Origin of the sequence: uncultured Anaerococcus sp. (genome assembly GCF_937934665.1) — a bacterium.
Classification (GTDB): domain Bacteria; phylum Bacillota; class Clostridia; order Tissierellales; family Peptoniphilaceae; genus Anaerococcus.
This window is the reverse complement of record NZ_CALGYW010000064.1, coordinates 91,024-103,914: the sequence shown is the minus strand read 5'-3', so window position 1 is coordinate 103,914 and position 12,891 is coordinate 91,024. Positions and strand designations below refer to the sequence as shown.

At 32.6% G+C, this 12,891-nt stretch carries 11 protein-coding genes; 2 read left to right on the top strand and 9 right to left on the bottom strand.

Annotation, left to right across the window (positions count from 1 at the left end):
• Positions 1-21: 21 nt before the first annotated feature.
• Genes gatB through Q0410_RS03835 form a run of 9 tightly spaced genes read right to left on the bottom strand, consistent with a single transcriptional unit; the run spans position 22 to position 9,978 of the window.
• Positions 22-1,440: an Asp-tRNA(Asn)/Glu-tRNA(Gln) amidotransferase subunit GatB gene (gene gatB / locus Q0410_RS03875; RefSeq protein WP_299032989.1), complete on the bottom strand. Its 1,419-nt coding sequence runs from the start codon at positions 1,438-1,440 to the stop codon at positions 22-24.
• Entirely contained in the window at positions 1,430-2,842 is a 1,413-nt protein-coding gene (gene gatA, locus Q0410_RS03870; RefSeq protein WP_299032988.1) for an Asp-tRNA(Asn)/Glu-tRNA(Gln) amidotransferase subunit GatA, read from the bottom strand. The genes gatB and gatA overlap by 11 nt, the downstream gene beginning before the upstream one ends.
• An 8-nt stretch (positions 2,843-2,850) precedes the next feature.
• The gene (gene gatC / locus Q0410_RS03865) at positions 2,851-3,129 is read right to left on the bottom strand and encodes an Asp-tRNA(Asn)/Glu-tRNA(Gln) amidotransferase subunit GatC (RefSeq protein ID WP_299032987.1); all 279 of its coding nucleotides are present in this window, start codon (positions 3,127-3,129) and stop codon (positions 2,851-2,853) included.
• A gap of 1 nt (position 3,130) precedes the next feature.
• Positions 3,131-5,131, bottom strand: a complete 2,001-nt coding sequence (gene ligA / locus Q0410_RS03860; RefSeq protein ID WP_299032986.1) for an NAD-dependent DNA ligase LigA — start codon at positions 5,129-5,131, stop codon at positions 3,131-3,133.
• A gap of 2 nt (positions 5,132-5,133) precedes the next feature.
• Positions 5,134-7,329, bottom strand: a complete 2,196-nt coding sequence (locus Q0410_RS03855) for an ATP-dependent helicase (protein ID WP_299032985.1) — start codon at positions 7,327-7,329, stop codon at positions 5,134-5,136.
• A 55-nt stretch (positions 7,330-7,384) separates the two neighbouring features.
• Positions 7,385-7,699, bottom strand: a complete 315-nt coding sequence (locus Q0410_RS03850; protein ID WP_299032984.1) for a YerC/YecD family TrpR-related protein — start codon at positions 7,697-7,699, stop codon at positions 7,385-7,387.
• A gap of 11 nt (positions 7,700-7,710) precedes the next feature.
• Complete coding sequence (locus Q0410_RS03845; protein WP_299033025.1) at positions 7,711-8,343, bottom strand: type 1 glutamine amidotransferase; 633 nt, start codon at positions 8,341-8,343, stop codon at positions 7,711-7,713.
• 5 nt (positions 8,344-8,348) lie between these two features.
• The gene (locus tag Q0410_RS03840; protein ID WP_299032983.1) at positions 8,349-9,671 is read right to left on the bottom strand and encodes a MurT ligase domain-containing protein; all 1,323 of its coding nucleotides are present in this window, start codon (positions 9,669-9,671) and stop codon (positions 8,349-8,351) included.
• 37 nt (positions 9,672-9,708) lie between these two features.
• Positions 9,709-9,978, bottom strand: a complete 270-nt coding sequence (locus Q0410_RS03835; RefSeq protein ID WP_299032982.1) for an acylphosphatase — start codon at positions 9,976-9,978, stop codon at positions 9,709-9,711.
• Between the two features lie 91 nt (positions 9,979-10,069).
• Here Q0410_RS03835 and Q0410_RS03830 point away from each other — a divergent pair, with 91 nt between their 5' ends.
• A complete protein-coding gene (locus Q0410_RS03830; protein WP_299032981.1) occupies positions 10,070-12,610 on the top strand; it encodes a heavy metal translocating P-type ATPase in 2,541 nt (846 codons plus the stop codon).
• Positions 12,611-12,886 carry a metal-sensing transcriptional repressor gene (locus Q0410_RS03825; protein ID WP_299032980.1) on the top strand — a complete coding sequence of 92 codons (276 nt, stop codon included), beginning with the start codon at positions 12,611-12,613 and terminating at the stop codon, positions 12,884-12,886.
• The last annotated feature ends 5 nt before the right edge of the window (positions 12,887-12,891 follow it).

Below are 12,891 nucleotides of genomic sequence, written 5' to 3'. Positions count from 1 at the left end.
AGGGAAGTGCTTGCACACTTCCTATTCTCCTATCTTTTCTTTTAACAGTTTATTTATTTCTTGAGGATTTCCTTTACCCTTGGTTTTTTTCATAGCTTGACCAACTAAGAAGCCAAAGGCTCTATCCTTACCATTTTTTATATCTTCAGTAGATTGTGGATTTTCTTCAAGAACTTCATTGACAACATCTTCTAAGAAAGATGAATCAGAAATCTGAAGTAAATTTCTTTCTTCAGCAAGTTTCTCTGGGTCTTGATCAGAAGTATAAATTTCTCTTAAAAGTTTTTTAGCAACATTATTATTAACCTTGTTATTTTTAGCCAGGTTAATTAATTTAGCAAAATTTTCTATTGATAAAGCCATCTCATCTGCTGTCTCTTCAGCTTCATTAAGTCTTCTAGATAATTCGGTTAAAATCCAATTGGCTGTTGTATTAGGGTCCTTAACTAATTTATTAGTTTCTTCAAAAAGATTTGCAAGGCTTCTATCATGACTTAGAAGATTTGCGTCATATTCAGAAAGTTTGTATTCTTTCATATATCTAGCTTGTTTCTTGCTAGGTAATTCTGGTAGATTTTTTCTTATTCCTTCAATAAATTCATCTGATAAATAGATATCTGGTATATCACCATCTGCAGAAAATCTATAGTCGTTTCCTACTTCTTTATTTCTCATATGGATAGTCTTAAGCTCTATATCATCCCATCTTCTAGTCTCTTTTACTCCAGTTTCGCCCTTTTCTAATAAAGCAGTTTGTCTTTTTAATTCATAGCTTAGGGCGTTTTCTATTGCCTTAATGGAGTTTATATTTTTAATCTCAGCGATTTCTGTTTTTAGATTAGAATCTTCGTCTTTTATATTTACGTTTACGTCAACACGCATAGATCCTTCTGCCATTATACAATCAGATACATCTAAAAACTTAAGGGTTGATGCTAGGGTTTCTACAAATTCTCTAGCTTCTTCTGGTGAGGATATATCAGGGTCAGTTACTATTTCAATTAGAGGAACTCCAGCCCTGTTATAGTCCATTAATACAGTATCATCGTCGTTGTGATTTGATTTCCCAGTATCTTCTTCCATATGGATTTCTCTTATATTTATGTGCTTGCCGCTAGATAATTCTAGGTAACCTTCATAGGCGTATGGTTTATCAAATTGAGTAAGCTGATAGCCCTTAACAAGGTCAGGATAAAAGTATTTTTTTCTGTCTATTTTTTGTTCATTTCTAATCTTGCAATTAAAGGCGAGACCCGCCATTACAGCATATTCTACAGCTCTTTTGTTCATTAGAGGTAGGGTTCCTGGGTGTCCTAGACATATAGGACAAACATTGGTATTTGGTACTGCTCCGAATTCATTTTTGCAGGAGCAAAACATTTTTGTATCTGTAGATAACTCAACGTGGATCTCAAGACCTATTATTGTTTTAGTTTTCATTTATTCTCCTTAAAAATTCTTCGCCAGCATTTAATAATTTACTATCTTCATTTGCATTTGCTATTAATTGTACAGAACCTGATATTCCTTCCCTTACTGGTAGAGAAAGTCCGCACATACCAGCTAAATTAACTATTACATTAAAGCCATCAGATTTAAAATCACTTAATGGATCCATATAATCATCATCAAGAGAAGGTGGTAGGTTGGTAACTGTTGGTGTTATTATTAGGTCGTAAGAAGCAAAAACTTCTTCTAATTCTTTTTTAATTAGAGTTCTAAGTTTTAGTCCTTGTTTATAAACTCTTTGATTATCATCTGCTGATAGGTACATGGTTCCAAGGGCTATTCTTCTTTGTACTTCTTCACCTAGGCCTTCTGATCTAGAATTTATAAACAGTTCATCAACTGAGGTGTATTTATCACTTTGGTAACCAAACCTTATTCCATCAAACCTTGACATGTTAGATGATACTTCGCTAGACATAACGACGTTGTATACTTGGTTGGCATATTTAGAATACTCTAAATTTATTGGAGAAAGATCTGCCCCAAGTTCTTTTAGCTTATCTAAAGCACTTTCATAGTCTTTTTCTACTGTAGAGTCGAGGTTTTTGTGCATATCATCATCAGCAGGTATATAAGCAATTTTTTTGCCTTTAAAATCATAAGGTTCTATCATATACTCATAGTCTTTAAGCCTTACTGTCATGTCATTATTATCTGGGCCTTCTATTACTTGGGCAATGGATCTTATATCAGAAACATTTTTAGCAAATACAGATACTTGATCTAAGGTATTTGCCATTGATACAACACCATTTCTACTCATCATTGAATAAGTAGGTTTATACCCTAATATATTGCAATAACTTGCAGGACATCTTACTGACCCACCTGTATCGGTTCCAAGCGCTACTAGAACGTCTTCTTTAGCTACTGCAGCTGCAGAACCTGATGAAGAACCACCTGTTACTTTGCTGTGGTCAACCGGATTTTTAACCGGTCCAAAAACTGAAGTTTTACCTCTTGCACCCATAGCAAATTCATCCATGTTAGTTTTTGCTATGATAATAGCATCTTCTTTTAAAAGATTCTCGACTACCTTGGCATCAAACATAGGCCTAAAATCTTTAAGCATTTTTGAAGCGCAAGTCATATTCATATTTTTATATGATATATTATCCTTAACTGCGACAGCTACTCCAAATAAAGATCCAAGTTTTTCTCCATTTGCTAACTTTTGATCAAGCATCTTCGCTCTTTTTAGCGAATCTTCTTCATCAAAAGCTATATAGGCATTAGTTTCATCATTTTTAATTTTTTCTAGAATGTTTTTTGTATTTTCTTCTACACTCACTTCATTATTTTTATATTTTTCTATAATAGCCTTAATATCCATTACCGCTCCTATAGTTTCCAGTCTAATCTAAAATACCCAAATTCAGTATCTTTTGCATTTTCTAGAGCCTTTGACCTAGCTAGGGATTCTTTTGGTTTATCTTCTCTAAAAACTGCGTCATGAGTACTTATATATTCTGTCATGCATACTTCGTCTGTGTCTACCTCAAATATATCTTCTATAAAATCTAAGACCCTATTAAATTTTTGAGAAATCATTTCCTTATCCTGATTTTCCAAACTTAAATGACTTAGGTTATAGATTCTTTCAACTTCTTTTACATCCATCCTACTCTCCTTTTAGCTCTGATAAAAAATCAAATAATTTCTTATCTTCATATATTTCTATATTTAATTCTTCTGCCTTGGATTTTTTAGAACCAGCCTTTAGACCCGCCAGAACTATATCTGTATTTTTTGATACAGAACTTCTGACATTGGCTCCATTATCTTCAAGCATCTTCTTAATATCATCTCTATTGTATCCATCAATAGTGCCAGTAATCACAAAATTAACTCCTTCTAATATATTAGAAGATTTATCATTACTAGGATTAATTAGTTTTATACCCTTTGATAAAAGCATATCTATAGAGTCTACTATATTTTTATCATGGAAAAATTCTACTATATTTTCAGCGGTTATTTCACCAATATCGTCAATTTCTACCAATTCATAAACTTTAGCTTCTCTAAGCTTATCAAAAGATTTAAATTTATTAGCAAGGTCTCTTGCGGTTCTTTCTCCTACATTAGGTATACCAATCGCATATATAAAGGCACCTAAGTCTCTATTTTTACTATTTTCTATAGCATCAAGCAAGTTTTGGGTTTTCTTTGGTCCGAACCTATCAAGTTTTATTAAATCATCATAGGTCAAATCATAGATATCATATATTTCTTTTATGCCTAACTCTTCTATCAGTTGTCCAATGGTTTTTTCTGAAAGACCTTCAATATCCATAGCGTTTCTTGAAGTATAGTGAACCATCCTTGCTAAAAGTTGTGGGGTACATGATATAGAGTTAGGACAAACAATATGAACATTACCCTGAATTAATTCACTATGACAATATGGGCAATATTTTGGTTTCTCAATTTCTTTTGTACCCGGCTGATTTTCATCTACTACGCCTAGGATTTCAGGGATAACGTCATTAGATCTTCTTATGAAGACATCTGACCCTATCCTTACTTTTTTCCTTTCTATATCATCATAGTTGTTTAGAGTGGCTCTAGCCACTGTTACACCCGAAAAATCCACAGGTTCAAGAATAGCTGAAGGTGTGACTTTTCCAGTCCTACCTACATTCCATACAACATCAAGTAGTTTGGTAGTAAACTCTTCTGCCTCAAACTTAAAGGCTATAGACCATCTAGGGAATTTATTTGTATAGCCTAAGACCTCTTGGGTTTTCTTATCGTTTATCTTTATTACTACACCATCTGTTAGGACATCGATAGTTTTTCTTTCTTTTCCAATTCTTTCAAGTTCTTCTATTATTTCATCTATACTTTTTACCTTCTTATGGTAGGGATGAACATTTAGCTTCATATCCTTTAAAAAATCTAGCATTTCTTCTTCGCTTTTGAAATCAAGATTATTGGTTGGAACAGCATAAAAATATGCTGTAAGTCGTCTTTTAGCAGTTTCCTTTGTGTCCAGATTTCTTATAGCTCCAGCTGCCGCATTTCTAGCATTTTTAAGCTGAACCTGATTTTCCTTATTATATCTAATTAGTTCAGATAAGGGCATCAAAGCCTCACCTTGGATTTCAAGCAGAGAATTTTCTTTGATAGTAAAGGGAATTGATCTAATAGTTTCAGCCTGAGCTTTTACTTCTTCGCCCACAGTACCGTTACCTCTGGTGGCAGCAGTTTTAAGTAAGCCATCTTCGTAGGTAAGATTAATTGTAAGTCCGTCAAACTTATATTCCATTATAAATTCGAGATTGGGAAGTTTTTCTCCACTTTCTATTTCATAGGCTTTTTTTAGTCTTTCACACCTATCTATCCAATCTCTAACCTCATCATAAGACTGGGCCTTATCCTGGCTTAATAATTTAGTTATATGAAAGTGTTTTTCAAATTTATCTAATATTTGTCCGCCAACCCTATTTGTTGGTGAGTTTTCAGGTATAAAATCCAATTCATTTTGTAAGTTAACTACCCTATCGTATAGCTTGTCATATTCTCCATCAGATACGAGAGGCTTATCAAGGGTGTAGTAATGGTAGTCAAGTTCATTTACTTTGTCTATTAAATTTTTAAGTTCATCTAATTTATTCATATCTATACCTTTGTAATTGGCGCATAATATTGGTTTAGCCTTCTAAGTCCTTTTTTATCAAAGGCTATGACAAGTTCATTACCATCAGGACTTTCTTTAACTTGTACGACCATGCCCCTACCCCATTTGCTATGCTCTACTGTATCTCCAACCTGATAGGTTGAGTCATCCTTTTTTACAGTCTTTTTCTTTAGGTTAAGAACAGATTGCCTTGCTTTTTCTCTCATATAATCTTCATTCATAGCCCTTTCATAAGACTTAGAATTGTAGTTTATAAATTCTTTATTAGAATCCTTTTTTATTAAATCCCTAATCTCATCTAGAAATCGTGAAGGTTTATAGTAGCTGACTTTTCCATAATTTCTCCTTACTTGGGAGCTTGTCATATATAGCTTCTCCTCCGCACGGGTTATACCAACATAAAAAAGTCTTCTTTCTTCTTCAAGGTTTCCTTCATCTAAACTTCTCTTACCTGGAAAAAGTCCTTCATCAAGTCCTACTATAAAAGCAACTGGATATTCAAGTCCCTTTGCCTGGTGCATTGTCATAAGCGATACAGATTCTACGCTTTCCTCTGTTTTATCAATTTCTGATAAGAGTGATAGATTTTCTAGATAATCTCTCAAAGTATCTTCAGGATTTGCTTCCTGGTAGTCAGCAGCAGAAGAAATAAATTCATTTATATTATCAATTCTTGCCCTATCTTCAACTAAGAGTGATTTTTCAAGATTCCTTAGATAGCCAGTTTTATCAAGGACATCATTGATTAAATCTACTATTTGGTACTTATCTACATTTAAGAAAATTTCTTCAAGTGGTTTATAAAACTTATCAGCAAGTTTCTTTAACCTATCAGTAAGTAAAACAGAAAAGTTAGGTTCTATTATTAAATCAAGCATGGATATACCATGGCTTATAGCAATATTTTCTAACTGCTCTACAGATTTATCACCAATTCCTCGTTTAGGTTCATTTATTATCCTTTTTAAGCTTACATCATCTTTGCTATTTACCAAAATATTTAAATAGGCAATTAAGTCTTTTATTTCTTTTCTATCGTAGAATTTAAGTCCGCCTATTACCTTATAGTCTATGAGATTTTTAAGTAGAGCCTCTTCAAAGGGTCTAGACTGAGCGTTGGTCCTATAAAGGATAACTATGTCACTTTCCTTATAACCCTGGTTAAGCAAATCTTTAATTGTATCAATTACAAATTTACTCTCTTCACTTTCAACAGATGTTTCTTTATAAACTATATCAGACCCATCTTTGTTTTCAGTCCAAAGATTTTTCTCTTTCCTTTCAAGATTATTTGCTATAAGCTCATTAGCAGCATTTAAAATCTTAGATGTTGACCTATAGTTTTGTTCAAGTTTTATAGTTTTGCAACCAGGAAAGTCTTTTTCGAAATTTAGTATATTTCTAATATCTGCTCCCCTAAAAGAATATATTGATTGATCAGCATCGCCTACCGCCACGACATTTTGATTATTTCCTGCAATAAATCTAATTAATTCATATTGCGAATTGTTTGTATCTTGAAACTCATCTACAAAAATATATTCAAACTTATTTTGATAGTATTTTAAAGTTTCCTTGTCTTTAGCAAAAAGTTCTAATACTTTTTCTATTAAATCATCAAAGTCTAAAGCATTGTATTCATATTTCTTTTTTTCGTATTTTTTAAAAATTTCGGCAATTTCACCTGCATTTTGCATGTAGAAATTCATCTTTAAAAAATCCTCAGGACTAAGAGACTTATTTTTGGCATTAGATATTACACTTTGAGCAAGTCTTGGGTTTATATCATCTTTATATCCCAAATCTTTTATAATATCCCTAATTAAAGTTCTCTGATCTTGGGTATCATAAATAGTAAAATTATTTGAATAACCTATCTTATCTATATTCATCCTAAGAATACGGGCGCATATGGAGTGAAAGGTCCCTATCCATAGGTTAGATACGTCCATGCCAAGAAGGTCGCTTACCCTCACTTTCATCTCATTAGCAGCCTTGTTGGTAAAGGTTATAGCTAATATATTTCTAGGATCTACAGATTCCTCTCTTATCTTATAGGCAATACTAGAAGTAAGGACTGAAGTTTTTCCACTGCCTGCCCCTGCCAAGACCAAAAGAGGTCCTTTTCTATGTAATACGGCTTCTTTTTGCCTATCGTTTAACCTATCTAAATTCATCTACACATCCTTCCTTAACCATAACATTATACCTCAAAAAAAAGAGTAAGTGGACTTACTCTTTTGATTCTTTCAAATCTTTTTCAATTAGCTTTTCTAATACTAAATCATATCCACCGGCACCATAGTTAAGTGATCTGTTTACCCTTGATATGGTAGCAGTAGATGCTCCTGTCTCTTCTTCAATTACTGAATATGTTTTTCTAATTTTTAGTAATTTTGCTACATGAAGTCTTTGAGAAATTGATTGGATTTCTCTAGCTGTGCATATGTCTGTAAAAAATTGATAACATTCTTCAACATCTTTTAACATCAAGATAGCTTCAAATAATTCATCTGTTTCATTTGTTCTTAGTTTTGATTCGGTCATAGTCTTTCTCCTTATATAATCTCTTTTATGATTTTTTTGCACAAATTCTCATTTCTTGCTAAAATTGGACCGTGCAAATATGTCCCTATTGTATTTTTGTAAATAAACCCTTCGGTCTTATCTTCTCCATTATTACCATTGCCTTCAATAACTTGTCCAAAGGGTTCTTGACCCTTAGCTAAAAAAGTTCTTCCTCCATGGTTTTCGAATCCTACACAGGTTTCATCAAATTTATCGGTATGAATCTTAATTTCACCTGTTAAGCGATTTTTAGAAGTTTGGTTTAGTGTATAGTGATCAAATACTCCTAAGCCTTCTATTTTTTCTCCTTCAGAGTTATAGTAGTATTTACCTAAAAGTTGGTAGCCACCACATATAGCAAGGAATAATCCATTGTTTTCAATATAGTCTACAAGCTCTTTTTTCTTTTTTAGCAAATCATCTTTTACAATGTTTTGCTCGTAGTCCTGGCCACCTCCAAAAAATATAAAATCGTAATCGGTAGCCTTAAAATCATCTCCTATAGAAATAATCTCTCTTTCTGAATCTATACCCATTTTCTTTAATTCATACTCAAAAGCCATCAAGTTTCCTACATCACCGTAGGTATTTAATAAATTTCCATATAAGTGGCATATTCTTATCTTTCTTATAAGGCAAGCACCTCCCTTAGTCTAAGCATAGCTGTGTAAGTTGATAGGACATAGATGTTATTAGTCTTTGCATTTTTTATAACATCTTTTATATCCTGTTGATAATCAAATTCTCTTATATCCCCTTTATAAATCTCTGCTATCTCAAGTCTCCTCTTCATATCTTTTTTTCTTTTTCCAGATACATAGACATCTTTTATATCTAGAGAGGATAATTTTTCATAGTAAGAATCATAAATCCAACTTACATCTAAGCCATCAGCATAATTGTCATTTAATAGACAAATTAAACTTATTGGTTTCTTTTCCAGACTTACTAAATCAATTACTTGATTAAGTCCAGTAGGGTTTTTTACTAAGTTTATTACTAAATTCTTACCAAAGATTTCTACATTTTCCTGTCTACCAAATACATTTTTTTGCTTTTTAAGTCCCCTATCAATCTCTTCATAAGTTAGACCTAGTTCATAGGCTACGGAAACAGCTGTTAAAGCATTATAGATATTATATATTCCACCTACGTTTACCTCATATGTCTTTCCATCTATAAGAAATTTTGAATAATCTGGACTCAAGCCTGTGATTTCTTCTATCTCATACTTAATTTTTGGAGATTTAAAGTCGCAAGTTGGACACTTAAAATCTCCCAAAGATGAATAATTTACAGTCCTATACTTAAGAACACTATGGCAGTTAGGGCAAATTATGCCATCTGAATTAAATTCAGCATCTTTGTCATAATCATCATTTTGATCATCTCTAATAGCATAGTATATTGGATTGAATTTTTTTAGACTGTCATAAGAAAATATTGGCAAATCGCCATTAGCAATTATCTTAGCTTCGGGCATTAAATCTATACCCTCTATTATCTTATCAAGAATATTATAGATTTCACCAAACCTATCCATTTGGTCTCTAAATATATTTGTAAGAGCTATATAATCAGCCTTTAAGTAATCTCCAATCCTAACTAAGTTTGCCTCATCTACCTCCAAGACTGCAACAGTTTCCTTATCAGGAGGATTATCTAAAAGTGACGTTATAATACCCTGGACCATATTTGATCCAGACTCATTTGTAAGAACTATTGGATAGTGCTCTCTTAGGACAGATACTAAAAAATGAGTTGTCATTGTTTTTCCATTTGTACCAGTTACAAAAATAAACTTTGTATTTTTAGACAATTCTTTTAGTATATCTTTATCTAATTTATAGGCAACATAACCTGGTAGGGATGTCGCTTTTTTGTTTAATAGTTTTAATAAACCTCTAATTGATTTGGCTAATACTTTAACCCATTTGCTTTTTAAACTCATGGCATTATTATATACCTTTTTTACGAATATTTCAAAATTAATAAACCATTTGAAAATCAGTCTCATCTTCTACTAGAGAAACTTCATCTATATCCTTATTATCAATAACAGCAAACTTTAAATTTTCAATCCCCTTAAAGAAATCTAGGATACTTTCTTTACTCCCCTGTATATATACCTCTACACTTCCGTCATCCATATTCTTAACAGAACCTGTAAGCTTTAAGCTATCTGCAAGCATCTTAGTCTGGAATCTAAATCCTACTCCCTGGACTCTTCCCTTAAAAATAATATGGTATCTTTTCATATTTACTCCTTTATCTCATTATACTTGACAAAAATACTTTGAGTAAATATAATTAATATATACACCCCCTGGGGGTATGGAAGGAGGTTAAATGAAACAAAGATTTGACGTTTATGGAATGACTTGTGCATCATGTCAGGCAGCAGTAGATAGGGCTGTAAAAAAGCTTGGTGTAAATGATGTAAATGTTAATCTAATAAACGAATCTATGAGCGTTGAATATGACGTAGATAAAATTTCTGATCAAGATATCATAAACGCTGTATCAAAGGCTGGCTATGAAGCAAGGCCTAAAAATAAGACCAAAAATATGGAGACTAAGGAAAATGATATAAAAGAAGCTGAAGAAGAAAACACTAAGTTTAGACTTAAGGTTTCATTTTTCTTTATGGCCCTTCTTATGTATATAGCCATGGGGCCTATGGTAGGCTTACCTATTCCTAGATTTTTAGAAGGAAGTGAGGGTGCAATTAACTTTGCTTTCGTCCAATTTCTTCTAGCAATTCCAGTAATATTTGTAAATAGAAAGTTTTTTATTTCTGGTTTTAAATCTCTAGTAAATAGAAATCCTAACATGGATGCTCTGGTATCTTTGGGATCAGCTTCGGCACTTATCTACGGTATATTTGTAATAATGAGGATGGCCCATGCGGCAGGTATATCTGATTTTGAAACTATAGATTATTACAGACATAATCTCTACTTTGAGTCTTCCGCTATGATCCTTACCCTAATTACACTTGGTAAGTATTTCGAAGCTAGAAGTAAGGGAGAAACAAAATCTTCATTAAAGAAACTAATGGATCTTGCACCAGAAAAGGCAAGAGTAATTAGAAATAATAAAGAAGTAGAAATTGGTACAGAAGAAATTGTGAAAAATGATATAATTGTAATAAGACCAGGTGAAAGAATACCTGTTGATGGAAAAATCATAGAAGGTTCATCAATAGTTGACGAAGCTGCTATTACAGGAGAATCAATCCCTGTAAGCAAAAATGTAGGTGATGAAGTAATATCTGCAACTATAAACAAGCAAGGGTCATTTAAATTTAAAGCTACAAGGGTAGGAGAAGATACTACTCTCTCACAAATAATAAATCTTGTAAATGAGGCCAATGAAACCAAGGCTCCAATTGCAAAATTAGCAGATAAGATATCAACTATATTTGTACCAGCTGTTGTTATAATATCTCTAATAACATTTATAGCTTGGTATATTTTTACAAAAGATTTTGAATTCGCCCTAAATCTGATGATTTCAGTCTTAGTAATATCTTGCCCATGTGCCCTAGGCCTTGCTACACCAATGGCAATTATGGTTGCTACAGGCAAGTCAGCAGAACTTGGACTTTTGTTTAAGAATGCCGAAAGCCTTGAAAACTTACACAAGGTTGATACCATTCTTCTTGATAAAACAGGAACAATAACCGAGGGTAAGCCTGTTGTAACAGACATAGTCACAGAAAAAGATGAAGATCAATTCTTACAAATTGCAGCTTCACTAGAATATTTATCTGAACATCCCCTATCCGATGCTATAAATAATTATGCTGCTGATAAGGGTTGTGAAATTCTAGAAGTTAATGAATTTGAATCAATAGTAGGCAGAGGTATCAAAGGGAAAATTGATAATTTAACTTATTATGCTGGTAACTTACAACTTATGGAAGAAAACAAGATAAATCTTGATAGCTATAAGGAAACTAGTGAGAAACTTGCCAAAGATGGCAAAACATCAATGTATTTTGCAAATCAAGATGAGGTTATAGGAATAATATCCGCAAAAGATTTAGCAAAAAATTCTTCTAAAATTGCCATAGATATGCTTAAAAGTGAAGGTTTTGAAGTCACAATGGTTACTGGCGATAACGAAATAACCGCAGAAGCCATAAGGAAAAATCTAAATATCGACAAAAAATTTGCAGAAGTCCTTCCTCAAGATAAGGATAAGGTGGTAAAGAAACTACAAGCTGAAAATAAAAAGGTCGCCATGGTTGGAGACGGTATAAATGACGCACCTGCCTTGGTAAGATCTGACATAGGTCTTGCTATAGGAAAGGGATCGGATATAGCTATTGATTCAGCAGACGTAGTATTAGTTAAAAATAGTCTGCTTGACCTTGTAAAGTCAATTGACCTATCAAGGGCTACAATAAAAACGATAAAAGAAAACTTATTTTGGGCTTTCTTTTATAATATAATTCTAATTCCCCTTGCTGCAGGAATTTTATATCCAAAATTTGGTCTAACCTTAAATCCAATGTTTGCAGCCTTTGCGATGAGTTTATCATCAGTCTTTGTTTGTTTAAATTCACTCAGACTAAGAAAGTTTAAAACAAAGGCAGACGAGTATGAAGTTAAGGAAAGTAAAGAAAATAAAAAAGAAAACTTAAAGGAGAATAAAATGAACGAAGTTAAAAAAGTACTAGTAAACGTAGAAGGAATGAGCTGCAATAACTGTGTAAAACACGTAAAAAATGCCCTAGAAGGAATAGAAGGTGTAAGCGAAGCAGTTGTAAGTCTTGATGATAAAAATGCCCTAATAAGCTATGAAGGAAATCTTGATGAAAAAACAATAGAAGATGCTATATCAGAAGCAGGATATGAATACAAAGGAATCTCAAGCAAGTAAATGAAGGCTGATAATCAAAAAACTATCAGAAAATTAAAAACCGTCGGCGGTCAAATCGACGGTTTAATTAAAATGATAGAAGAAGATAGGTATTGTATAGATATCTCTAACCAAGTTATGGCATCTATCTCTATCCTCAAAAATGTAAATAAAGATGTTCTAAGAGGTCATCTTGAACACTGTGTCTATGATAGTTTAAAACAAAAAAATGAAAAAGAAATCAAGGCTAAGATAGATGAGATAGAAAAAATTATTGATAAACTCAATAAGATATAGTCTAA

Excerpts from the sequence above, each read along its gene's own strand:
- Q0410_RS03835 (WP_299032982.1), bottom strand. The coding sequence starts at position 9,978 with ATGAAAAGATACCATATTATTTTTAAGGGAAGAGTCCAGGGAGTAGGA.
- gatB (WP_299032989.1), bottom strand. The coding sequence starts at position 1,440 with ATGAAAACTAAAACAATAATAGGTCTTGAGATCCACGTTGAGTTATCT.
- Q0410_RS03825 (WP_299032980.1), top strand. The coding sequence starts at position 12,611 with ATGAAGGCTGATAATCAAAAAACTATCAGAAAATTAAAAACCGTCGGC.
- Q0410_RS03840 (WP_299032983.1), bottom strand. The coding sequence starts at position 9,671 with ATGAGTTTAAAAAGCAAATGGGTTAAAGTATTAGCCAAATCAATTAGA.
- Q0410_RS03850 (WP_299032984.1), bottom strand. The coding sequence starts at position 7,699 with ATGACCGAATCAAAACTAAGAACAAATGAAACAGATGAATTATTTGAA.
- Q0410_RS03830 (WP_299032981.1), top strand. The coding sequence starts at position 10,070 with ATGAAACAAAGATTTGACGTTTATGGAATGACTTGTGCATCATGTCAG.
- gatC (WP_299032987.1), bottom strand. The coding sequence starts at position 3,129 with ATGGATGTAAAAGAAGTTGAAAGAATCTATAACCTAAGTCATTTAAGT.
- Q0410_RS03855 (WP_299032985.1), bottom strand. The coding sequence starts at position 7,329 with ATGAATTTAGATAGGTTAAACGATAGGCAAAAAGAAGCCGTATTACAT.
- ligA (WP_299032986.1), bottom strand. The coding sequence starts at position 5,131 with ATGAATAAATTAGATGAACTTAAAAATTTAATAGACAAAGTAAATGAA.
- gatA (WP_299032988.1), bottom strand. The coding sequence starts at position 2,842 with ATGGATATTAAGGCTATTATAGAAAAATATAAAAATAATGAAGTGAGT.